The 22,848-nt window shown below is 40.7% G+C and carries 18 protein-coding genes; 6 read left to right on the plus strand and 12 right to left on the minus strand.

Going from position 1 to position 22,848, the window contains the following annotated elements:
- Nucleotides 1–86: 86 nt before the first annotated feature.
- Nucleotides 87–611 carry a hypothetical protein gene (locus AC1D0K_RS05880; protein ID WP_295711753.1) on the minus strand — a complete coding sequence of 175 codons (525 nt, stop codon included), beginning with the start codon at nucleotides 609–611 and terminating at the stop codon, nucleotides 87–89.
- Between the two features lie 330 nt (nucleotides 612–941).
- Between AC1D0K_RS05880 and AC1D0K_RS05885 the strand changes: the two genes are divergently transcribed.
- Complete coding sequence (locus AC1D0K_RS05885) at nucleotides 942–1,253, plus strand: hypothetical protein (RefSeq protein ID WP_477391615.1); 312 nt, start codon at nucleotides 942–944, stop codon at nucleotides 1,251–1,253.
- Between the two features lie 100 nt (nucleotides 1,254–1,353).
- Here the strand turns inward: AC1D0K_RS05885 and AC1D0K_RS05890 are convergent, their stop codons facing one another.
- Nucleotides 1,354–2,289: a helix-turn-helix domain-containing protein gene (locus tag AC1D0K_RS05890; protein WP_477391616.1), complete on the minus strand. Its 936-nt coding sequence runs from the start codon at nucleotides 2,287–2,289 to the stop codon at nucleotides 1,354–1,356.
- 139 nt (nucleotides 2,290–2,428) lie between these two features.
- Here AC1D0K_RS05890 and cysQ point away from each other — a divergent pair, with 139 nt between their 5' ends.
- Nucleotides 2,429–3,208: a 3'(2'),5'-bisphosphate nucleotidase CysQ gene (gene cysQ / locus AC1D0K_RS05895; protein WP_477391617.1), complete on the plus strand. Its 780-nt coding sequence runs from the start codon at nucleotides 2,429–2,431 to the stop codon at nucleotides 3,206–3,208.
- A 49-nt stretch (nucleotides 3,209–3,257) separates the two neighbouring features.
- Here cysQ and AC1D0K_RS05900 read toward each other — a convergent pair whose 3' ends face one another.
- The 4 genes from AC1D0K_RS05900 to AC1D0K_RS05915 all read right to left on the minus strand — a co-directional run bounded on the left by AC1D0K_RS05900 (nucleotide 3,258) and on the right by AC1D0K_RS05915 (nucleotide 9,809).
- Nucleotides 3,258–5,570, minus strand: coding sequence for a glycoside hydrolase family 3 N-terminal domain-containing protein (locus tag AC1D0K_RS05900; protein WP_477391618.1), 2,313 nt, complete (start codon nucleotides 5,568–5,570; stop codon nucleotides 3,258–3,260).
- Between the two features lie 75 nt (nucleotides 5,571–5,645).
- Nucleotides 5,646–7,055, minus strand: coding sequence for a sugar porter family MFS transporter (locus AC1D0K_RS05905; RefSeq protein WP_477391619.1), 1,410 nt, complete (start codon nucleotides 7,053–7,055; stop codon nucleotides 5,646–5,648).
- Nucleotides 7,056–7,181: 126 nt separating this feature from the next.
- Nucleotides 7,182–8,993, minus strand: a complete 1,812-nt coding sequence (locus AC1D0K_RS05910; protein WP_477391620.1) for a class I mannose-6-phosphate isomerase — start codon at nucleotides 8,991–8,993, stop codon at nucleotides 7,182–7,184.
- An 81-nt stretch (nucleotides 8,994–9,074) separates the two neighbouring features.
- The gene (locus tag AC1D0K_RS05915; RefSeq protein WP_477391621.1) at nucleotides 9,075–9,809 is read right to left on the minus strand and encodes a GntR family transcriptional regulator; all 735 of its coding nucleotides are present in this window, start codon (nucleotides 9,807–9,809) and stop codon (nucleotides 9,075–9,077) included.
- A 300-nt stretch (nucleotides 9,810–10,109) separates the two neighbouring features.
- On the opposite strand from AC1D0K_RS05915, the gene AC1D0K_RS05920 reads away from it, so the two are divergent.
- From AC1D0K_RS05920 to AC1D0K_RS05930, 3 genes are all read left to right on the plus strand, one after another.
- Nucleotides 10,110–11,408, plus strand: a complete 1,299-nt coding sequence (locus AC1D0K_RS05920) for an MGH1-like glycoside hydrolase domain-containing protein (RefSeq protein WP_477391622.1) — start codon at nucleotides 10,110–10,112, stop codon at nucleotides 11,406–11,408.
- Between the two features lie 207 nt (nucleotides 11,409–11,615).
- Nucleotides 11,616–14,690 (plus strand): SusC/RagA family TonB-linked outer membrane protein, encoded by a 3,075-nt coding sequence (locus tag AC1D0K_RS05925; protein ID WP_295711770.1) that lies wholly within the window; start codon nucleotides 11,616–11,618, stop codon nucleotides 14,688–14,690.
- Nucleotides 14,691–14,775: 85 nt separating this feature from the next.
- Entirely contained in the window at nucleotides 14,776–16,284 is a 1,509-nt protein-coding gene (locus tag AC1D0K_RS05930; protein WP_295711772.1) for a RagB/SusD family nutrient uptake outer membrane protein, read from the plus strand.
- Between the two features lie 124 nt (nucleotides 16,285–16,408).
- On the opposite strand, the gene AC1D0K_RS05935 is transcribed toward AC1D0K_RS05930, so the two are convergent.
- Both AC1D0K_RS05935 and AC1D0K_RS05940 read right to left on the minus strand, forming a co-directional pair.
- Nucleotides 16,409–16,870 carry a hypothetical protein gene (locus tag AC1D0K_RS05935; RefSeq protein WP_477391624.1) on the minus strand — a complete coding sequence of 154 codons (462 nt, stop codon included), beginning with the start codon at nucleotides 16,868–16,870 and terminating at the stop codon, nucleotides 16,409–16,411.
- Nucleotides 16,871–16,942: 72 nt separating this feature from the next.
- Nucleotides 16,943–17,287 (minus strand): hypothetical protein, encoded by a 345-nt coding sequence (locus AC1D0K_RS05940; protein WP_477391625.1) that lies wholly within the window; start codon nucleotides 17,285–17,287, stop codon nucleotides 16,943–16,945.
- Nucleotides 17,288–17,427: 140 nt separating this feature from the next.
- Here AC1D0K_RS05940 and AC1D0K_RS05945 point away from each other — a divergent pair, with 140 nt between their 5' ends.
- Nucleotides 17,428–18,489 (plus strand): acyltransferase, encoded by a 1,062-nt coding sequence (locus AC1D0K_RS05945; RefSeq protein WP_477391626.1) that lies wholly within the window; start codon nucleotides 17,428–17,430, stop codon nucleotides 18,487–18,489.
- Nucleotides 18,490–18,495: 6 nt separating this feature from the next.
- Here the strand turns inward: AC1D0K_RS05945 and AC1D0K_RS05950 are convergent, their stop codons facing one another.
- The 4 genes from AC1D0K_RS05950 to AC1D0K_RS05965 form a co-directional block, all read right to left on the minus strand.
- Nucleotides 18,496–20,448 (minus strand): protein kinase domain-containing protein, encoded by a 1,953-nt coding sequence (locus tag AC1D0K_RS05950; protein ID WP_477391627.1) that lies wholly within the window; start codon nucleotides 20,446–20,448, stop codon nucleotides 18,496–18,498.
- Nucleotides 20,429–21,211 carry a PP2C family serine/threonine-protein phosphatase gene (locus AC1D0K_RS05955; RefSeq protein ID WP_477391628.1) on the minus strand — a complete coding sequence of 261 codons (783 nt, stop codon included), beginning with the start codon at nucleotides 21,209–21,211 and terminating at the stop codon, nucleotides 20,429–20,431. The genes AC1D0K_RS05950 and AC1D0K_RS05955 overlap by 20 nt, the downstream gene beginning before the upstream one ends.
- The gene (locus AC1D0K_RS05960; RefSeq protein ID WP_477391629.1) at nucleotides 21,208–21,888 is read right to left on the minus strand and encodes a vWA domain-containing protein; all 681 of its coding nucleotides are present in this window, start codon (nucleotides 21,886–21,888) and stop codon (nucleotides 21,208–21,210) included. Before AC1D0K_RS05960 ends, AC1D0K_RS05955 begins: the two co-directional genes overlap by 4 nt.
- Nucleotides 21,889–22,020: 132 nt before the next feature.
- Entirely contained in the window at nucleotides 22,021–22,812 is a 792-nt protein-coding gene (locus tag AC1D0K_RS05965; RefSeq protein WP_477391630.1) for a CHAD domain-containing protein, read from the minus strand.
- Nucleotides 22,813–22,848 lie beyond the last annotated feature (36 nt).

The following is a 22,848-nucleotide window of genomic DNA, read 5'->3' on the forward strand; positions in this document are numbered from 1 at the left end:
AATCAATTCCACCAGCAAAGGTTCAAGTCAATAACGGCAAATCAAAACATCACGTTTAAACAGGATCAACATTAAGTTGTGATAAATTAACTCAATGTAACTGTGCTATCTGGTGTTCCTGTCGCCTTTCTCCCCGACCTGATTTTTATAACCTGGTATAGCACGCCTACAATGTAAAGTACAACAAGGATGAGCAGTCCCATTTTTGCTACCGGGTCATTTGGGTCGGCGGCCAGCGGGTGGCTTATAGGTAGCCTGGTTAAAGTTTCAATAGTTGCAGGAATCATCGAGAAAAACAAGGTTGAGGACATTACTATAGTTTGAATATAATCGGCACCCTTCCCCAAAAATTTGATTGATTTGGCATATACGCCAATGGGGAGCAATACTAAAACAATAACTGCCAGGCCATGCCCAGCACTTAAATGTCCGGTTTTCATGATCGGCAATGCCGTAAGGCAGGCAATTGCTGTTAAAGTTATATATAACTTACCAACAGCAGTTGCGGGATCTATTTTCCCATAACGGATTAAAGCGTATAATGCAATGAGAACAGCGAGGATACTAACAGCAGTATGGAAAATTCCGAGCGGGGATAGGTGATTAGGCATAACTGTGAATTTAAAGATTAAAAGGATCTGGATAAAACTTATCAGTATTTACACCGATAACCTAAAGTTACATATAAGATAATGTAAATGCAAACAGCTGTGCCACAGTATTATTTAAAAGCCCTGGCAATTGCTGCTCTGTAATGGTGGCCATAATTTGATATCTGGCTGCATTAGGATGCACGCCATCAACAGTTTCTTTATTTAGGGCGCTTATCGGCAGGTTTTAAACAGGTGTAAATAATCTGTCAGTTAAATTCCTGTAATATTTAATTAATAGTTATCAAACTATTAAAACAGTTGCTTGTTATCTGGTTATATCTGTTAATTATGGAAACCTTTAAAGAACATGAATCAGTGGTTTATACCGATGCCGAAGGAAGGTTGATAGATACCTTTGTTGTATTTGATACGGATAATGTAACCGGCTTAACGCATATCAACCATATGAATCTTAAAGTTCCCTCAGAAACCTTACAGCTTCATCCGGCTACTATAGCAAAATATAACTTGCCTATGCAGGATGCATTTAGTTTTGAGATATTTAAAAAACTGAAAGAAAAACATTATGAATCGGTAACGCCGGTAGTAAAAAACACTTTAAAGGCTGCACCCGGCTTTAAGTTGGCAAAAGCATCTTAAATCACCAAAAAAATCTCACCATAAAAAACTCCATTTGTTTATCGCGAATGGAGTTTTTTTATATTAATACGCTGTTATTTAATGGCAAATGTTGAAATATCTACAATGAGGAACTTACATGCTGTTTCCTGAACAAAACAGGAGATAGCTGTGTATGTTTTTTAAAATAATTGCTAAAGTGTGTCGACTCGGTAAATCCTAAACGGTAGGCAATTTCCTTAATAGATATGGTCGAGTTTTGTAACAGCGCCTTAGCTTCAGATATTGTTTTTTCGGCTATCCAGGTACCAATTGCCTTCCCGGTTTTTATTTTGATAACGTTGCTTAAATAATTAGGGTGCAAGCTTTGGGCATCGGCATAATCCTGTACACGGTAAGCTTTTTCAACAAGGCCATTACTCAGGTCGCGGTAATGTTTTTCGAGCGTGCGTTTAAACTCCTTCACTATCTGCGAACTGCGGTTGCCTTCATAAATGGGGTTGTAATCTTTCCAAAAATACTCCTTTACTTTTAACAGCAATACAACAAACAGGTTCCCGATAATGCGATTGCGATAGGCGCTTTGAGCTTGGTACTCCTTTGATATCTGCAGGTAAAGCTGCTCAAACTCTGCAAAGGCGGCCGGAGCCAAAACCCGTGGCTGTACGGTTTCGGCAAGCAGGAACGGAAACTCCTCAAAAATATCCGGGTGAACATTCTCTTTCAGGAAGGATTCGCTAAGGGTAATCAGGTATACCTCTTCTATATTATACCAGTTATATGATTTGTAATGCCCCGGGTTTGTAAAATAAATGGTTCCGGGTACGGTATCAAACACCAGTTCATCGGTAGTATATTTCCCCGAGCCATTTTTAACAAAAACAAAAGAAAAGAAGTTTGGCCTGAACACCAGCGACTGATAAGGCAAATTCTTGTGGATATCCTTCAAATTGTGAATTACAAAGTCGGTTTTATCATCAATGCAATCAGCAGGCAAACCAAAATGAATGTATTGTTCTTTGAGATTATTGAAGATCAGTTTTTCTTCTTCTTTCATAAGGATCGGTATCTAAGGTAAAATTAAATCAATCTGATACCATAACGTCTGCTATCATCAAATAAAAATTAAGTTAGGGTGCAAATATTGATAGCAATAGCTATTATTGGAAAATATGTATTGCTATTGATCTGCTTTTATGAAATTGAATTTTGAAGGGTTACCAACTATTGATCTGCACATTTTATTAGCACTTGCTAAGGAGGCAGGCAGGGGGATACTTACTGTTTATAACGGCGGTGATATAGCGGTAACTTTAAAGAATGACAGATCGCCTTTAACACTTGCCGACCAGATCTCACATGAAATTATAATGCAAGGGCTTACCGTTTTAAATCCAGGTATACCTGTAATTTCCGAGGAAGGGAAAGATATCCCTTATGAAGTTAGGAAAAATTGGGAATACTTTTGGTGTGTTGACCCTTTAGATGGAACAAAAGAGTTTATTAAACGTAACGGTGAATTTACCGTTAACATAGCACTTATTCATAAAAACGCACCTGTTTTAGGTATTATATATGTTCCTGTTACCGGCGAACTATATTATGGAGGTGAAGGTATTGGCAGTTGGAAGGAGAGTGCAACAGGCGAAACAAAGGAACTTCATGCCAATAAAAAAACAAAAAACTGGATAGCTGTAGGTAGCAGGTCGCATTCATCGGCAGAAGAAATCACTATGTTGAAACAATATCCTATTGCAGAGACGGTATCTGTTGGCAGCTCTATTAAGTTTGGTTTAATTGCCGAAGGTAAAGCGGATATATATTACAGGCATGGGCCAACAATGGAGTGGGATACAGCGGCAGGCCAGGCAATAGCAATTTATAGCGGCGCTGTAATGTGTAATTCGGCCGGTGAACCATTTTTATATAATAAGCCATCGTTACTCAATGGCGGGTTTTTGGTGAAAATCAGATAGAAAATAAATGATTGTGTTTTTAGGTTATAATGTAGGCCCTGATGCATCATTACAATTTGTACTCGAGTTGTTTTTTTAATACCACATTATCTGCAGCCTTAGCAATCATTACATCAAAAGTTCCCGGCTCTGTAACCAGTTTCATTTGCCTGTTCCAGATGGCCAGATCTTTACTGTTGATAGTGAAATTGATGGTTTTAACTTCGCCCGGTTCAAGAGCTATCTTGCTGAAACGTTTCAGGCTCATTTCGGGAGTACTTACAGAGTTTATTTTATTACCCAAGTAAAGCTGCACAACCTCTTTGCCAGCAATGCTTCCGGTATTTTTTATATCGACAGAAATAGTAACCTGCTCATTTTTAGTAAAAGCGGTTTTGGACACTTTTAGGTTATCATACTGGAAAGATGTATAGCTTAAGCCGTAACCAAAAGCGAACAAAGGATCGGTTGATGAGTATACATAATCCTGCCCTGGTTTTTCAATAGTACCATGTTGGCGGTTAATTCCTTTTGATGAGTTCACATAATTATAAAATACCGGGATGTGCCCGGTTGATTGCGGCACACTCATGTTTAACCTTCCGGAAGGATTTACTTTGCCGAAAAGGATATTGGCTATTGCGGTACCACCTTTTTCGCCGGGATACCACGCTTCCAGTATAGCCGGGATGTTTTCCTTTTCCCAGCTGATACTCCATGGGCGGCCATGTACCATTACTAATATTACAGGTTTGCCAGTTTTATAAATTGCCTGTAATAACTCCCGTTGCACACCTTGCGGGTTAATATCTGTAACATCATATCCCTCACCACAGGTAAATGGATCTTTAGGTTCATTGCCGGGAGCATGTCCATTCCAGCCAATTCCAGAAAATACCACGCTGGTGGTTCCTAACACCACAACAACGGCGTCGCTGTTTGCTGCTATTTTAACAGCTTCATCAAAACCGCTTTTATCTAAGCCGGAAAGTTCGCAGCCCTGTGCATAATTAACTTTAATGTTGTTACCCGCAAATTGTTTAATACCATCCAACACCGTAACGCCCGAAAGATTATCACGGGTAAAGCTGTAATCGCCATATTGCACCTTGTTGGCATTTGGGCCTATAACTGCTATTGATTTAAGCTTGCTGATATTCAAAGGCAATAAGCTTTTCTCGTTTTTTAACAGGATGATGGATTCTTCGGCTATTTGTTGCGATAGTTTGATATGATCGGGTGTATGCAACCTGCTGTTCAAAAGTGAAGTATCCGGCAATGGTTTTTCAAATAGTCCGGCTTTAAATTTGGCCGTCAGTATTCTTGATACTGCGCTATCAACCTGGCTTTCCTTTACTTTCCCGGTTTTTACCAGTTCAATTAAGTGGGCATACACATCGGGACGTGAAGCTTCCAGATCTACACCTGCTTTTATACCTAAGAGCGCAGCATCTGAAGCCGTTTTTGCTACTTTATGAAAATTGTATAATTGACTCAAGCCTCCATAGTCCGAAAAAACATATCCTTTAAAGCCCCATTCTCCTCTTAAAACCTGTTTCAGCAAAAACTCGTTACTATGGGCCGGGATACCATCAATTTCGTTGTATGATGGCATAATGGCGGCAATATTGGCATCTTGCACCGCATCTTTAAAAGGCGGCAAAAACATGGAGCGTAATTCTCGTTCACCAATTTCTGCAGGTGCAAGGTTAATACCGGCTATGGGTTTACTATAAGCGGCAAAGTGTTTGCCTGTACACATCACTTTATCAAAGGCAAAGCTGGCACGGGTTTTCAATGGATCGCCCTGCATGCCTTTTACAAAAGCGGAGCCCAGCTGGCCTACCAGGTAAGGATCCTCCGCAAAGCATTCTTCTACACGGCCATAACGGGCATCCCTGATAAGATCAAATAATGGTGATAAGGCTTCATCAACCCCAGAGGTAGAAGCCTCATAAGCAATTGCAGAACCCATTTGCTCAATCAAAGCCGGGTTCCAGGTACTTCCTTGCGCTATAGCTTGCGGAAATGTTGTTGCGCCGGCAGCCAACTGGCCGTGCAGGCATTCGCCAATCTGGATAGGAGGGATTCCCAGCCTGGTTTGTTCACGGGCGTATTTTTTAGCTACAATCGATTGTAGGGCAATGTCCTTAACATTGGTAAACGGGCTTTCCAAAACACCATATCCAATTTTGCTATTTTTTGCTTCGCCGAGGGATGACATGCTCATTTGACCAACCTTTTCTTCAAGCGTCATCCTTTTTAAAAGATCAGCAACGCGCTGTTGGACCGGAGCTTTAGGATTTTTATATACTTGCGCATTTGCGGCGGTAGCAAAATATACGGCTATGCCTATGATAGTCAGCGTTTTTCTGTTAATCATTTATGTAGAATGTTTTAGCTATAGTGCAGGATTAAGGTAGTTAAAATCTGTATGATTTATATTGCCGCATTTAAATTAGTGTCCTGCCCAGATCTCCTGTACCTCTTCAAGCGATTTCCCTTTGGTTTCGGGTACCATTTTGTATACCACCCAGAAAGATAGCAGGCAACAAGCAGAGAAAAACCAGAAGGTAACAGCCGGTCCAACAGATCCTAAAAACATCGGCGTTAACTGCCCTACAATAGTATCCGCAATCCACATCACCATAATACTTAAAGCTAGCGCCCGGCCGCGTATTTTAGTGGGGAAGATTTCGGAAGCTATAACAAACTTCAGGGGGCCAATAGAAAAGGCGAAACACGCAAGGAACAATATAATACTGATAACCAATGCTATATTATTTGTAGCACCTGTGTAAAAACAAACACCCGTAAAAAACAAACAAACAGTAGCACCTAAGGCACCCACTATATACAAAGGCCTGCGCCCCATTTTATCCACCTTCCAGATTGCGATCAGGGTGAACAGGAAGTTGGCAATCCCAAAAATGATCTGCCCCAATAAAGCGTTCGTAATGTTGATTCCCGCATCGCTCAAAATGCGCGGACCGTAATAAATAACCGCGTTGATACCACTAAATTGTGAAAATAAAGGCAGCAGCAAACCAATAAGCAAGGGCTTGCGCATGGCCGGTGCAAAAATCTCTTTGTATGAGCCTTTTTCCTGTGTTATGCTGCTTTTTATGATGAGGGCGTCGCTTTTGGCAGTAGCAAGGTTGGTGATCCGGGCCAAAATCGAGATACCCTCTTCAGTTTGTCCTTTTTGGATTAGCCAGCGCGGGCTTTCAGGTACAAAACATAAGCCGGTAAAAAATAGCAAGGCCGGTATAGTACCCAAACCAAGCATACTGCGCCACACTTCTTTAACCAGGATAAGGTTTAAAATATGACCCATGCCTGTACCTTTGTAATTTAAGGAGAAGCTTAATAAACCCGCATTGGTTAAGTAGGCAACCAATATGCCGGCGGTAATAGCCAGTTGGTAAAATGTAACCAGGCGCCCCCTTACATTGGCCGGTGCAATTTCTGAGATGTATAATGGAGCTACAATTGAGGCAACCCCAACTCCCATCCCCCCAAGCATACGCGCCAAGATGAGTAATGTAAAACCAGATGATAATGCCGAACCAACTGCCGATGCCAGGAATAATATGGCAGAGAGCATCAGCATTTTTTTTCGACCTAAACGGTCGCTCAGATCGCCCGAGAATGAAACTCCGATGATACAGCCAACCAATGCCGAAGATACAAACCAGCCTTCTGTTGCAGCCGAAAGCGAGAACTGGTTTTTAACAAAAGGCAGCACGCCGGAAATCACCGCCATATCGAAACCAAAAAGTAAACCACCCAGTGTAGCTACCAAAGTAATTGCCACCAAAAACACGGTGGATCCGCTATTTACCGACTTTAAATTTTCCTTACTCATAAAACAGTTTTAGGTGGCTTGGTTATTTTTTTTTCTTGCAATTTTAGCTTTTTTTTGAATTGCTAAAACTGTTTAAAGTTGATTGCTTTATTGGTTTGCTTAATCTTTTAATGAAGTTGCCATTAATTAGCAGCATTCATCTTTAACAAATGCCTTTATCACTTTTGCCCGGCTGTTGCCTTTGTTGGTAATGGTATAACTTATGGCGTCGGCAGGGATAATAAATGTTTCGGCATAGTTTATTACCTGTTCCATATTGTTGGTGGTAACGGTGATGCTTTCACCTTCAACCAAGCTAAGTACATGGCATTGGTTGTGTGTAAATTCTTCAATAACGGTATCAAATTCAATGCGCTCAACAGCATAAAAATGATCCGGATGTGTAGTAAGATTGATGATCTGCCAATCATCACCTTGTTTAATGATGGTTTGCCGGGATATCAAGGTATCTGTAACTACTTTCCCTTTCCGCTCAAAATTCAGGTTTTCAAATGCCCGGTCTATATTTAATGTTCGTGGGTTTCCGCTCAGATCCGGGCGCAGCCAGTCGTACATTTTGAAAGTAAAAATATATGGGGTGGCACTTATTTCAAGCACCATATTGTTTTTACCAGAGCAATGTACCGTACCATTGGGGATCAGGAACAGGTCATGTTTTTTTGCCGGCAATATTTGCACATAATCTCCAACTTCAACAGGCTCATTGTTTTTGAAACTGTTCTCTAAAACGGCTTTAAATTCCTGCTTATTAATATTTTCCTGGAAACCAAGGTATACCTCGGCACCTGGTTCGGCGTCAAGGATATAATAGGTTTCATCCTGGGTGAAATTTTCGCCAAAATTCGCTTTGGTATAGGCAACAGTAGGATGGCATTGAAGAGACAGATTACCCCCGTTATAGGTATCCAGAAAATCAAAACGAATAGGGAAGGCATCGCCAAATCTTTCGGCGGCTTTACCTAAAACAGCTTTGTTATTATATAAAAACAGCGTATCTAAAGATACTTCCAGCATTTCGCTGCCGTTTTGTAAAATAATACCATTTTCGGGTGCTATCAGTTCAAATGACCATGCATAGTTTACAACATCATTATTTAAACCCTTAATGTGATGTTTTATCCATTCACCACCCCATACGCCGGGCTCAAACCATGGCCTGGCCCTGAACATATTTTGAGCCATTGCTTTTAAGGCATCTCTAAGCGCTTGTCCTGTTGCCCATGATATCTCGTTGATCCGTTGTTCGTCAACAATTACATCAATTATGGGGATCAATTGCTTTTTGTGTTTATTTAATACGGGCCATTCAACAAAATAGAAGCGTTTGTATTGAACTTTTGGATCGGCAGGTTGATTATCGCCCAAGTTGGTGATCTTGTTCGCCCTTGATCTGAATTGAATCTCGTTTTTAGGAACATCAATATAAATAACCGGGGTTTCCCAACCGGCAAGCGCAGCACCACAAGCATAAATTATATTTACGCTGCCTTCAATTGGTTTTAATGAGCTTAGTTTTCCGGCGTCGAAAAAATCGGTGATGACACCTTCATATATCTTGCCGAAGAGTGGATCATCCCCACCCATGGCAGGGGCTATTATTTCATTAATAACATTTTCGGGCTTAAGTGCTTCATTGATGTTTACCCAATTTACATGAATGCCCTTTTTTATAAATTCCGCATTAAGACTATCTAAAAAAATGTCCCAGTAAACCCCGGAATAGCCATCTATAGTAATGTTTGTTTTTTGTGCTGCTATCCATACCGCCAAGCTTTCAAAACCGTTATAAATTTGTTGGTTGATTTTAAAAGTAGGATAAATATCGTATTGGTGAATTAAGGCGGTTTCTTTTTTTGCCGGGATAAGGAACTGTTTAGTCGACCTTAATTCCCCGCCATCAATTTTGAAATCGCTTGGTGAAGCAGAATTCTTGCTCATACAAATGTTATATGTTATAATGTGCAAACATATTGTATTTACCTTATATTCCAAACACCGCTTATATCTTTTTACATGAAATTAGCTGGTGCGCCTGCTTTCAACAGTATATATAAAGCTTTCGGCTTTATAGTAACCCAGGTTATACTCCATAGGGCGATCTCCCTGGTCAAAAACAAAACGTTTTCTGAAAAGTACCGGGCTGCCGGGGTCAATTTCCAGCTTGCCTGCAATTAGTTTATCGGCTGCTTTGGCGCTAATCTCTTCTTTTGATAAATTGGCTACTACCGAGTGGTCAACTTCCAGCATTTCATATAATGGCTTTTTAAAATCCTCATCACCGGTTAGCCCTATCCTGGGGTGAAAATAAGATACAAAGTAAACGAAGGCTTCTTCGGCATTGCCTCTCAGCCGCTCCAGTTTCATGATCTTTTTCTCGGCTTTTATATCAAAAAAATTAGCGATGAACTCGTCTGGGTATACCCAGCTAACATGTAATTCATAATTTTTAATAGGAATGCCGCGCGCCTGCATTTCCTGGGTGAAACTTAACCAATTCATTGATTTTGAGCTCATTTTGGGATGAGCTACCTTTGTTCCCAGTCTCTTTTTTCTGATCAGCAACTCCTCATAAACCAATTTATTAATGGCCTGGCGCAGGGTGGTCCTGGATATAGCCAATATTTTTGCCAGGTCTACTTCATTTGGCAATAATTTACCAGACTGATATTCAGGATCTTTAATCAGTTCCCTTAACAGGTTTTCGGCCTGTATATGAAGAGGTACGGCACTTTTGTGATCAATGGAAAGTTTCATATATCTCGGTATTTTTTTAGTTTTTACAAACTATATGTACTGCAAATTAAATCATTAATATATAAACATGATAATGTTTATATGTATATACTGATAATTTATATGCCGTTATACGGTTTCTATGTCAAAAGCCGGGGGGCTTAAAATTAGGCCGTTTTTTTTAAAAAAATATGTAACAAAAAATTTGCATTATATTTTTATGTTGCTATGTTTGTACATATAAACCAGATCTGATGCTATGTATCAGATGCTTAGTACCTAATTTACATCGTAATACCTAACGTTAACATTTATTCCTGCATGAAAGTACTTTTACCTGCTTTTTTTACTTTATCCATTTTTGTCAATTTAAATGCCAGTGCACAGGTATCTGTCAAACCGGTATTAGCTAAATCGATTATTTCCGATCAGCGGTTAGATACTATCCAGGCCAGGGCTTTAAAATTGCTCTCGGGCTTTTCTGCAGGCACTTCTTATAACGAAGTGTGGATCCGTGATTTTAACACATTTATTAAAGGGTCGCTTAAAGTTCATCCTAAAGAAGAAGTAAAAACCAATCTCCTGATGTTTTTTAAAATTCAGGGCGAGGATGGCAATATAGTTGATGGAGTAGTGGATAGCGCGAAAGCGAATGTTGGTTATAAATACCGCTATTCGCCATTGCTGCGTGGATGGGCGGCTCATAAAAACACGGTTGAAACAGACCAGGAATCATCTTTAGTTCAGGCTGTAAAAAAATATATTGATGTAACAGGCGATAAGGCTATCCTAAACGAAGTTATCGGCGATAAAACCGTGTTACGGCGTATGGAAGATGCCTTTAGTTATATACAAAAGGACAGGTGGTCGGCAAAATACGGTCTTGTTACAGGTGCAACTACTATAGATTGGGGCGATGTACAATCGGAAACAGGCTGGGGTGTAGCTATTAATGATAAAACCAAGTGGGCAATTGATATTTATGACAACGCCATGTATGTAAAGGCCATTCATGATTTTCTGGCCATGAAACCCAAAACTTATAAAACGCAAAAGGATTGGGCTTCAGTGGCAGCGGGTGTTACCAAAAATGTACGTAAATACCTGTGGGATGCTAAAACCCAAAAGTATATCCCTCATATTTATTTAAATGGCAGCCCCTTTTCGCCAGATTTTAACGAGAAAGAGATATTATATACAGGTGGATCTGTGTGCGCTATTTTAGCCGGTTTTAATACACCTGCGGAGGTTAAGGAAATAAACAGGCAAATGGTAGCCGCTGCAGCTAAGGAAAAACATGGCACTATAGGTATCACGGTCTATCCCCCATATCCGGCAAAACAGTACCCCAACATGCAACCATATAATTATCAGAATGGTGGTGATTGGACCTGGTTTGGCGGCAGGATGATGGGCGCTTTGATTGAATATGGTTACGTTAACGACGCATATACCGAATTATCGCCCATGCTTGACAGGGCACTTGCTAACAAAGGTTTTTTTGAATGGTATGATGTGCAAACCGGAGCCCCAAAAGGATCTGGCGATTTCAGGGGCGAGGCTGGTGTTTTGTATGATGCCATTACTGTTTTGAAGCAATGGGCCATTAAGAATAAATAGTCAATAAAAGTAAATACAACTACTAAAAACAACCTATAAACAATAATTCATGAAAAAAAATAATGCCATAAAGGTAGCTGGAATTGTTTTGTCATTTTTTTGGCCAAATACCAGTAAAACCCGGGGTGCTAAGCCTCCTTGACAGTGCAGGATGCATGTCGATCATCCCCAAAGAATTAATTCTCTAAAAAAACTAAAATCAATGTTATGAAGAAAAAAATTATCTATTCAATTTTGTTCACTTTGCTATCGCTACACGTGATGGCGCAGCTTAAAATCAGCGGAAAGGTTACCGATGCCAAAGATAACTCTGCCTTACCTGGTGTAAGTATAAAAATAAGAGGTACCCAGGGCGGTACCCAAACCGATCTGAAAGGAAATTTCAGTATACAATTAACAGAAGCTAACCCTATACTGGTATTTTCATATACCGGTTATGCCACGCAGGAAATAAATGCGATTGGTAAAAGCACTATTAACGTTCAGTTAAAAGAAATTGCAAGCGCCCTTAACGAGGTGGTTGTAATAGGTTACGGTACAGTAAAAAAATCAGATCTTACGGGTGCTGTTACCGGTATTAAGGGCGACCAGTTAAACGATAGGCCTGTTGCCAACCTTACACAAGCCTTGCAAGGCAAAGTTGCCGGTGTTGAGGTAAGTGTTAACAGCGCGGCTCCTGGTGCAGGTGCAAAGGTACGTATCAGGGGGATTGGATCAATTAACTCCAACCTTGATCCCTTATATGTGGTTGATGGTGTAGTTGGTGTTGACCCTAACACTATTAATCCACTTGACGTTGCTTCTGCCGAGGTATTGAAGGATGCTTCTTCAACTGCCATCTACGGATCACGCGGTGCAAACGGGGTTATCATGATTACTACCAAGCGTGGCCGTGCAGGTACTGCAACCATCACTTATGATGATAATTTTAATGAAAGCCAATTATACAGGCATTTGCGCACACTTAACTCTGCCGAATTTGTAAAGGTTTATAATGAATCATTTGCTAACGGGCAAAAATTTGATCCTACAGGGGCGGTATGGACACCTCCGGCTGCTTTAAATCATGCTAACTTCCCTAAGTTATTTGATGCCAGCAATAATCCTATTTATGATACTAACTGGGAAAAGGAAACCTATAAACCATCTTTTTCGCAGAGTCATCAATTAAGCATCCAGGGCGGAACCGAAAAATCGGTATACAGTTTATCATTTGGTTACTTTAATCAAAATGGTTTAGCACCTACATCGGCATTTAAAAGATATTCTGTAAAAATGACCATGGATAATGACGTTAAAGACTGGCTTAAAATGGGTGGTAGCATTAACCTGATAAGCAGCAGGCAACGTTTGGTTACCGACGGAAACGGTGGCTTAAACGTTCCCCGCGATGTATCTGAGGAAGTGCCTATTGTACCGGTAAAATATCCGGACGGTACCTGGGCTGGCAACTATGATATAGCTGGTCTTGAAGGAGCTCCAAATCCTGTGCAGGTTGCCAATGAGCGTTATACATTGAACAATAACCTGCAAATGCTTGGAAACGTTTATTCTTTATTTCACATAACAAAGGAACTGGATTTTAAAACAGACTTTGGTTATAATTTAAGCTCACAAAAAAATAATTTTTATTCTGCCGGAGATTTGCCTCACTTATCACAGGATCAGGGAGGTGTAGCCAACGTAAATGCTTACACTAACTACTATTGGCAAACAGAAAATTATTTAACCTGGAACAAAAAAATAAGTGACAGACAAAGGTTAACTGCTTTGGTGGGGGTATCTTTTCAACAAAAAGGATATGAAAGAGTACGTTCAGAAACACAAAACTTTATTGATGATATATTCCAATATCATTATGAGCAGGCTGGTTCTGTTAAAAGCGCCAATGAAACTCAGGACGAAAAATCTTCTTTGAGTTCATATTACGCCCGTTTAACTTATAATATTGATGATAAATACCTGTTTACAGCTACCGGCCGTTATGATGGATCATCAAGGTTTGGTAAAAACAATAAATACGCATTCTTCCCATCAGTAGGTGCAGCTTGGCGTGTATCTCAGGAAGATTTCCTTAAAAATAATCAAACCATATCAAACCTTAAGTTAAGGGCCAGCTATGGTGTATCAGGTAACCAGGAGATAGGTAATTACCGCTCATTGGCACAAATACAGCCAAGTACAACAGTTTTAAGCGGAGCTACTCAATCAACACTTTTACCAAGCTACATTGGCAACCCTAACCTTAAGTGGGAGCGTTCTGTACAGTTTGATGCCGGTGTTGAATTAGGCTTGCTTCATGATCGTGTTAGCCTTAATCTTGATTATTACAACCGTGTAACTAAGGATCTGTTGTTGCAGGCGCCTATTCCATGGTCGGCTGGTGAAACCAACGCCAACGTATACAAAAACGTAGGTTCGGTAAGAAATGCCGGTGTCGAGATCAGCCTGAATACCGTAAATATAAAATCAACTGATTTTGAATGGAGCACTAATTTTATATTTAATGCCAATAAAAACAAGGTATTAAAACTGAACGATAATGGTGCCGACATTTTCCCTGGCCCTAACTTCCTTGGTCAAAACTATGTGATTCGTGTAGGCCAGCCAATTGGTTCATTTTATGGAATGACCAGACTGGGCACATACAGCGATTCGCCTGCTGACGTTGCCGAAGCCGCTAAGCATAGCTTAAAAGCAGGTGACAGGAAATATATTTATAACCCGGATGGCAGTAACTATTATAGTATAATAGGGCAGGCTTATCCAAAATGGACTGGTACATTCAGCAGCAGTTTCAGGTATAAAAATGTTGATTTTTCTTTCGATATCCGTTTTGTTGAAGGTGTAAATACCGCTGCTAACTTTAAGCACTCTACAGAAGACAGGCAAACATTATCAAACAGTCTTGCAACTGTGCTTGACGGTTGGACACCTTCTCATCAAAATACTTACATATCGCAGGTGCGTAATTACAAATTTGCGCAGGATTCGCACTTTGATACCTGGTGGGTTGAAGATGGTTCATTCATACGTGGCCAAAACTTTACCTTGGGTTACAGCTTACCGCAATCGGTAACCCAAAAATTACACATTAATCGTTTTAGGGTTTACACCAGCGTTCAAAATTTGTTCATCATCACCAAGTATACCGGCTACGATCCTGAGGTTGATACATTTAACTCAGGTTACGGATCAAACGGTTCGTTCTCACAAAATTTAGATTTCTTCTCAAACCCACGTCCGCGTGTTTGGAACCTGGGTTTACAAGTAACCTTTTAAGTAATTGCGTAAGATAAAAGATTAGATAAAATAGCATAACGCAAAAAAGGAACGATTTATAAGTTTTACTTTAAATGATATTCAAATGAAAACAACAAGAAATATATTACTTGCAGCCACAATACTACTATCATGCTCCTGCAAGAAGTTTTTAGAAGAAAAACCCACCAGCTTTTTAACGCCCGAATCTAATGTTTCAAGCGTTAAAGTAGCCCGGGCATTCGCAAATTCAGGTTATCAGAATTTGCAGGGTTTCCTGGCAGGTCAATCCGGCTCATATGGTGGTAACACCTGGAATTTAATGGAATTTATGACCGGTAAATCAAATAGCGACCTGGGACAAACCGGATTTATTAATTATCAAAATTTGTCATACAGTCCTACGTCATTTTACTTTGATACATGGTGGCAACAAATGTACCTGGGTATTGGCGCTACCAATCTGGCTATCTCCAAAATACCTGCTATTAACGCAGCCGGTTTAACTGATGAAGCTAAAACAAATATGCTTGCCGAAGTACATACATTAAGGGCTTTGTACTATTTTCAACTGGTAAGAATGTATGGTGCTGTACCCATGGTTACAGAAACGCCTAAGGATCTGAATCTTAATATACCACGTACAGCTGCAAAAGATATCTATGATAAAGTTATTATCCCGGATTTACTGTTAGCAGAAAAATCAACCTTACCGTGGAAAGATAATACAGGTAAAGTGTCTATGGGTGCTGTTAAGGCTTTACTTGCGGATGTATATCTTACCTATGCTGGCGCTGCCATAAACGGTGGTAAGCAATATTATGCAGAATCGGCAAAACGGTCGCTTGATGTGATCCAGAATGGTGGATACACTTTGTTTCCTGAGTATACCGATATGATAAAACCAGGCAACAAAAATACCGGAGAGTTTATTTTCCAGGTACAATATGCTGCGTCGGTACCTTCAACAAATCCGCTTACTCCGCTTACTATTCCAAACTTCTCGGGTATCTCAAAATACTCCGACGAATACGGATCAGTATATCCAACTGAGCAGTTTATTAATTCGTTCCCTGCCGGCGATAAAAGGGTACAGGAAAAACAATTCTTTTATACCAATTATCCTAACATTAAAACAGGTGTTACCGTTAATTTTAAAGGGCACTACATTTATAAATGGTTTGATGTAACCGCTGCAACAAGTACAGTAAAATCTGATTTGAACTATACACTGTACCGCCTGGCCGATGTGGAACTGATGTATGCAGAAGCATCAAATGAGGCAGAGAACGGCCCCAATGCTACTGCTATTCAAATGGTTAATAATATTCGGGCAAGAGCAAACCTGGTGCCAATTGTTGCATTATCACAAGCCGCATTTGAGCAGGAAGTTTGGCTACAACGCTATTATGAACTTTGCTTTGAAAATAAAATGTGGTTTGATATGATCAGGACCCGCAAAGTGCACAATGACGTTACGGGCAACTGGGATAATTTTGTTGGGCATAAAACTGTTTTTGGCGCCACTTTTGCCGAAAAGCAGTTATTATTCCCTTTACCAAAACAAGAAACAGATGTAAACCCTAAATTATTGCCTAACAATACCGGGTTTTAAATATCGGTTAGTTAAACTAATAAAATAATTAGGTAACAAAAAAAGGAGGCTGTCGAAATGATAGCCTCCTTTTTTTGAATAAAAAGAAGCTGCATCATGATTTATGTGCAGCTTCATTAATAAACTACTTATGAAAATGATTGTTTAGCAGCTGTTCCCAGTCTTTTGCCTGGGCCTCCAGCTGTTTTAGCTTTTGTTCATTATCCATAAATTGTTGGTAAAATGGTATGCTGCAAACCAACCTGTTTGTAGGATCTGCTATTTGCAGGATGATTGATTTTACTGCTTTGCCGTTCATGCTTTTCAGCACGTAGCAGCGGTTAGCAGTACTCAAATCGTTGATCATCATTCCATCGCTTGCCCCAAACAATAGTGTTTTACCGGCCTGTGCCCAGCCGATGATCTTATTACCAATAAGTTCAGAGCGGGTTAGGCTAAGCTGTTGTTCATTTATAATGCTTTGCAGATGCTTATTTAAGCTTGCAATTCTTTTTTGTTTAGATCGCCGGGTGATGATCACCACCGGCAGGATAAATATAGATAATAAGATGCCCGCAACCAGGGCATTTTCCGTTATATGGTTCATGCTGATAATTAAAAAAATGATTAAAATACGCTTTGTTAAAAAGCGGAGAAATTAAAATAGAATCAGTTGGATTTACCAGAAACCATGAAAAGGGAAGAGGATGAGCCGGTAAAACCGGGCCCCGGGAACACTTAATGGCGCACCTAAATAAAGGCCAATGCCATCTTTAGGTTCAACAAGATTACCCGTAGTTAAAAAAGCTGCCTGCTGCACACTTAACTGCAATACCGGCAAATGTATGGTATCTCCCGTTTCGGCAATCAGCTGATCATTACGTGTGCTTTGCTTAATTCCGCTTTCGGGAGTTTTTGCGGCCTTCGATTTACCCGTAACAGCATATACCCTTGCAGCGCCGCTTAATTGCAAAGCGAATAACAGGGTAACTACCAGTACAGATCTGACGAGTTTTGACAGCATTTTACAAAGATAGGATTTTTAAAATGGGAGAGGGGATTAGTACTTTGTGTATAAGAAAGGAAGCTGTATTTTATGGTAAAACGGAATGTCAAAATAAAAATGAAACATAACCGAACCAAAATATTGTATATGTTTATCCGATGAAATTTAGCGAAGCCGTTTTGCAGCATAAAGAACAAAATATTAACTGGATAAATAATTTACGGCTGATAGCCATGTTTGCTGTTATTGTGCTACATACAGCTTCGCCGTTACTTTTTGCCTATAAAGGTACGCCTTTACACGATTGGATAGTTGGCGATATATATAATGCATTGGTGCGTTTTGCTGTGCCCGTTTTTGTGATGATAACGGGTGCCTTATTGCTTCATCGTGAATATGAGTTGGGCGACTTTTTAAAAAAACGCATCGGTCGACTGATCCTGCCCTTTATCTTCTGGAGCCTGGTGTACATAGGCTACCAGTTATACAACGAAGAGATTGCTTTTACCAGCGATGTTTGGGCCGATCTTAAATTGGTATTACATCAGCTGCAAACCGGTAGTTTTTATCACCTGTGGTATGTATACCTGTTGATAGGCTTGTACCTGTTTATCCCGGTTTTGAGTAAATTTGTGCGTAACGCTACCGAAAACGAGCTATTATATTTCCTTGCCATCTGGTTTTTGGCTATGCTGTTAAGCACACCCTATTTGGGCATTTTCAACACCGCTGTTGATCTTCATAATTTTACCGGGTATATTGGATACCTGGTATTAGGGCATTATTTAACCTACAAACACTTTAAATTGCGTGCGTTGCCTGTTATCGCAGCTTTAGTATTTATTGGTCTTGTTGCTTTAATTACCTGGGGGACTTATTACCTGGAAATAAAGGATCATGCATTAAGCACATTTTTTTATGAACCCATAGGACCATTTATAGTGGTGCTTTCGGCAAGCGCGTTTTTAATAGCGAAATATACCATGGTAAAATTAAACCCTGCCATAAGGCGCGTTTTTGATAATGCCGGGAAATATACACTGGGCATTTACCTTAGCCATGCTTTAATATTAACTCTGCTCGATTTGGCTGGAATTAATTATACGCTTTTTACACCTATACTAAGCATTCCACTTATAGCGTTGCTATGCTTTTTGCTGTCATGGTTATTAATTTATGCCATGAGTAAGTTGCCTTTGGTTAAGTATGTTACCGGGTGATAGCCATTAAAACCACTTACCGGCAATCTTCTCAAAAGCTTCAACGTCAACCCGGGATTGGTATAGCTTTGTTCCAAGCTGCACATATTGGCGCTCCAATAGCTCGGTGGCGGTTATGATACCTGCTCTTAGTGTAGACAAACCTTTGTACTCGGCTTTGATATCGTTTTCCAGTTTGCGTTTTTTGATGTAGATCTCGTTGGCGATGAAATTGATCTCGCGGTCAATGGCCTCCGTATCTGGTGTATAGGTAAACCCAGCCCCCATTTGCCTTTGCCAATCCAGCAGCACCTGGATGTTTTTTGGTCCTATGCCGCTTATCTTATGGGTTTTCAGTTTGTACATATCTGCCGCTGTGTGGATACCGTTGGTATAGATCAGTTGCTTTTTCGCGGTGCCAAAGGAGGGGATAGGGTAGTTACGGATATCAAATTGCAGAAGGTGAACCTGGTACTTAATGTTGTAGTATTTTTCCTCGATCATCCTTTTTTTAGCGGCGAAATCTGCGGGTAATGATCGGAAGGCAGTGATCAGGTCAGTCAGTTTTTTTGCCGATTGGTTATAGCGGTTCAGTTCGGTTGGCTGGTTGTGTTTTTTTACCAACGCCTGGAACTTGTTTTGTAAAACTTCATGATCGGCTTTCCTGCTTTTAAGTTCAGCCTTAAGTTGTTTTTGGGCGGGTGCCAGCGTATTATACAGTAAAAGGAACAATGCACCTGCAAAACCAAACCACCAGCTTTCCGTCATGCTAACACTTAAGGTAATCAATAAAGCAATGATCTGTACGGTGATGTTGATGTAAAAAAGTGTTTTAAATTTCTGTTCAACTGGCCTTGCCTTTATCGTACCAGAAGTATAGGTATCGGCCAGTTTTCTTATCTCCAGGTTCTCCAGCTTAAAACCATTTACAAACTGTTCAATATCCTGCAGCTCGGGGATGTTTTTTAGATGGGCATCCTCCATAAAATAAACTATACCGGCCCTGTCTCTGAAAGCACACCATGGGCATTGCTGCATGCTCTTCGAATAATAATGCAGCCGGGAGCGATTGCAATTCACCATCTCCTTATTTAGCTCTTCCAGATCGAGCACCCATTGCCTGGGCGTGGGCCTTGGTGTGCTGCCATCAAACGCAGCATGAAAAGAACTGATGAGACCCGGTGTAAAATCCTTTAGATTTAGGCTGTTGGGTGCCGGTGTAAGTTTTTTATTGGGCCGTTGCAAAGAGTATGCAAACTCTTTTAATTTAATTGCTTTGTCTTCGTCAAAATCCTCTTTACTGCGGTTAACCCCGGTAAAGGGAGCTCTCCCCATAAACAACAACTGGAAAATGAGGGTGGCAAGTGAAAAGCTATCTGTATTTATTGTACGCACAACGTTTTCAAAAGATCCCATCTGCAATAACTCCGGTGGAGTATACCGGGGGATACCCACCTCACAAAAATGGTAACGCTTACCGTTTTTTACCTGGAACGAATCGCAATCTATCAGAGCCACCATACCGGTTCCGTTCACCAATATATTAGCCTCGTTAATATCGCCAACCACTATACCCAGTTGATGTATTTTATGGAAAGCGGTTGCCAGGTTACGGGCCACGTGCACCAAAAAGTTATAACCTTTATCAGGGAACAGCTTTTTACGGTCCATAGGGCTAAACAACATGTGCAGGGGCACAAAGCCCAATAGTTTTTTCATCACAAAGCCCGATACCCTGCCCGCACCATCACGGATCACATCTATGGGCCATGCCGCAAATTTGGCCAGTTCGGGGTCAGTAATGGAGGTCATGTGCAGCAGTTTTTCCGCTTTATCGCGGTCAACAGCTTCTTTGTACACTTTAAGCACCAGTGCCGGGTTGCCCTGTACCTCGTGTATCGTTCCTTCGCCCCCTTCGCCAATCTGGCGGCCTGCCAGGTAAGGGGTGTCTTTCGCTCCCTTATATGCCTGGTTTGCCATGAGTTAATCGGGTAGCCAGCAGCAACGTTTTATCGTCATCGGTGCGGCTGTTAATGGTATCGCCAGCTAAGTAGCCAGCTAATTTGTTGTTCAGGATCTCTATGTGCTCCGGATTTTCAACCATTCGCAGTACTTTAAACAAATCATTCAAAAAGGGCTGGTGAACCGTTTCGGTTTCATTGTTCAGGGCCAGCATTTGAAGTCCGTCCGTAAAAATGGCTACTTCGGCAATGCTTTCATGTATTACTTTGGTTTTCAGGTTCCGCAGATTAGGGTCATCTATCAAAAACGTAGTGGTGTTCTGGTATTCGCCATTATGCGGCCACCACAGATGTGTAAAATAACCGCTGCCATCATTGCGTACAATAGCTCCGTCGCCTATCTGCATAAAGCAAGACTTTTCGGGGAATATCACAAAACCCAGGAGGGTGCATGAAAACTCATTCAGCATCACTTCCCTTTCTGCTGCCAGTGCATCCAGGCCGTCATAAATCATTTCGGCCAGTTCTATTAAAGCGGCGTCATCAATTTCTTTTTCAGCCAGTATCCAGTCGTGCATAATATCTGTACCCTGTTGTACCGCCGCGGCAGATGCTTCGGCAGCGTAGGTGGCACTGCCCGCTCCGTCACTTACAAAACAAATCAGGGCTTCACCACCGTGCGGCAATTCTGTCAAACAAAAATGTACCGTATCCTCGCAGGTTTTTCCTGCCGCGATGTGTGATGTACCGATAACGCTTTGTGCAATTACCTTCCAGATCATACTTCTCCCCAGCCCGATGGTGGCAGTAATTTGGTTGGAGTACCCGGATTTTTACTGGATACCATTTTCATTGATGAGGATAACCACAGGAAAAACTCCCTAAACATCAGTCCCTTTAATTTGATGGGGCTGCGCACCGATAGTTTGGTTAAGGTATCCATGCTTGCGCCCTCTACACCTATAGCGAAAAAGGCAAAAGCGTTTTTTTCTTCCCCCTCTTTGATCAGCTGTGCTGCATGCGCCCAGTTATCAGTAGGGGCACCATCTGTGATCAGGATAATCCAGGGTTTATAGTAGCCCACGCCGTTTTCTTTATACACTTGTTTGCGTTTGGCTATCATATCAATCCCCATAGTAATGGCTGCACCAATAGGGGTATCACCCTCGGCAGTTAAGGTCTGGGGAAAAAAGTTATCAACGGTAGTAAAGTCAGACTGCAGGTTAACCGGCCCGAAGGTAACAATAGCCACCTCCACTCTTTTAGATGCCAAAGAGTCCTGTATCAATTCGTTTTTCAGAGTTAATACACCTTCGTTAAGCTGCTGTATGGGCATCCCACCCATAGAACCAGAGGTATCCAACAGCAAAAGGCAAGGGCACCTCGATTCGGGGTTGTTGGCGAAATCATCCGAACCAAAAGGGATCTGTTCAAACGAAACATATTCATCCATACTCATATATATTCTGTTTTTTATAAAACGCTAAATTACGAAAAATTGGAAAGCAGCGCGGATGGGCTTTGGTTTTAGGGCCAGGGCGCTAAGTTTGTTTAATTTGAAAATGTGACGGGGAGGCCGATAGCTATATAGCTAACTTAATTGTTCAACAGGTAAGTCAACCACTGTTGTTGCCCGGTTATAAAAATCATTAATAATATCAGTTACCTTATTTTTAAGTTTTACAAGCTGTTTTTTCAATTTGTTAACTGTGATATTACCTTTTTCTTCATCACTTGAAAGCAACTCTGCTGCCAGCACGCTATCATGCCAATCGCCTATAGCGGTTTGCACCTCATTTAAATAATCACCGTTTATTCCTGTATGGAGTGCTGTATGGACTATTTTATGATTGTGTACAAGGATTTTTATCTGTTTGCGGGATTCATGTAACTGATCATCAAATTCTGGTATGATGAGCGATCCTGCAATTGTATGTAACTGATGTAGATAATACTGATTGATATGCCAATCACTAATGGATTTTATTTTTCTGTTGAGCCTTTGGTGCGACTCTTTGAGTTGTTTTAAATATTTGTCGCCGTTAGATTTAAACTTTTTGTTCGCTTCTTCAAACAGCATTTGCTGGGTGTTTAAAAAATCCTGGTTATTTATTTGGTAAGCTTTACCCAATTCCAGGTTTATATACGCGTTTCTTATCTCGCCGGCCTGTTTAAAAATTTTCCGTACAGATAAAAAGTGTTTGGCTAATTGGGGATGATGTTTTGCGCTATCAGAGAGGATTACAAAAGCACGTATTTTTTTTACCTGTACTCTGAAATGATGAAGATCTTCCGGGCGTTCATTAATTAAATACTGCTCAAGACTGGCTTTCATATCCTTCCACTCTTTATCAATGTACTTTAATTCTTCCTTTTTCTTCATAGCAAGGCGGCTTAAATGATTCGGCCAGATCACTAA

The sequence above is a fragment of the Mucilaginibacter sp. P1_A3 genome (assembly GCF_056406855.1).

Excerpts from the sequence above, each read along its gene's own strand:
- AC1D0K_RS05880 (WP_295711753.1), bottom strand. The coding sequence starts at position 611 with ATGCCTAATCACCTATCCCCGCTCGGAATTTTCCATACTGCTGTTAGT.
- AC1D0K_RS05885 (WP_477391615.1), top strand. The coding sequence starts at position 942 with ATGGAAACCTTTAAAGAACATGAATCAGTGGTTTATACCGATGCCGAA.
- AC1D0K_RS05890 (WP_477391616.1), bottom strand. The coding sequence starts at position 2,289 with ATGAAAGAAGAAGAAAAACTGATCTTCAATAATCTCAAAGAACAATAC.
- cysQ (WP_477391617.1), top strand. The coding sequence starts at position 2,429 with ATGAAATTGAATTTTGAAGGGTTACCAACTATTGATCTGCACATTTTA.
- AC1D0K_RS05900 (WP_477391618.1), bottom strand. The coding sequence starts at position 5,570 with ATGATTAACAGAAAAACGCTGACTATCATAGGCATAGCCGTATATTTT.
- AC1D0K_RS05905 (WP_477391619.1), bottom strand. The coding sequence starts at position 7,055 with ATGAGTAAGGAAAATTTAAAGTCGGTAAATAGCGGATCCACCGTGTTT.
- AC1D0K_RS05910 (WP_477391620.1), bottom strand. The coding sequence starts at position 8,993 with ATGAGCAAGAATTCTGCTTCACCAAGCGATTTCAAAATTGATGGCGGG.
- AC1D0K_RS05915 (WP_477391621.1), bottom strand. The coding sequence starts at position 9,809 with ATGAAACTTTCCATTGATCACAAAAGTGCCGTACCTCTTCATATACAG.
- AC1D0K_RS05920 (WP_477391622.1), top strand. The coding sequence starts at position 10,110 with ATGAAAGTACTTTTACCTGCTTTTTTTACTTTATCCATTTTTGTCAAT.
- AC1D0K_RS05925 (WP_295711770.1), top strand. The coding sequence starts at position 11,616 with ATGAAGAAAAAAATTATCTATTCAATTTTGTTCACTTTGCTATCGCTA.
- AC1D0K_RS05930 (WP_295711772.1), top strand. The coding sequence starts at position 14,776 with ATGAAAACAACAAGAAATATATTACTTGCAGCCACAATACTACTATCA.
- AC1D0K_RS05935 (WP_477391624.1), bottom strand. The coding sequence starts at position 16,870 with ATGAACCATATAACGGAAAATGCCCTGGTTGCGGGCATCTTATTATCT.
- AC1D0K_RS05940 (WP_477391625.1), bottom strand. The coding sequence starts at position 17,287 with ATGCTGTCAAAACTCGTCAGATCTGTACTGGTAGTTACCCTGTTATTC.
- AC1D0K_RS05945 (WP_477391626.1), top strand. The coding sequence starts at position 17,428 with ATGAAATTTAGCGAAGCCGTTTTGCAGCATAAAGAACAAAATATTAAC.
- AC1D0K_RS05950 (WP_477391627.1), bottom strand. The coding sequence starts at position 20,448 with ATGGCAAACCAGGCATATAAGGGAGCGAAAGACACCCCTTACCTGGCA.
- AC1D0K_RS05955 (WP_477391628.1), bottom strand. The coding sequence starts at position 21,211 with ATGATCTGGAAGGTAATTGCACAAAGCGTTATCGGTACATCACACATC.
- AC1D0K_RS05960 (WP_477391629.1), bottom strand. The coding sequence starts at position 21,888 with ATGAGTATGGATGAATATGTTTCGTTTGAACAGATCCCTTTTGGTTCG.
- AC1D0K_RS05965 (WP_477391630.1), bottom strand. The coding sequence starts at position 22,812 with ATGAAGAAAAAGGAAGAATTAAAGTACATTGATAAAGAGTGGAAGGAT.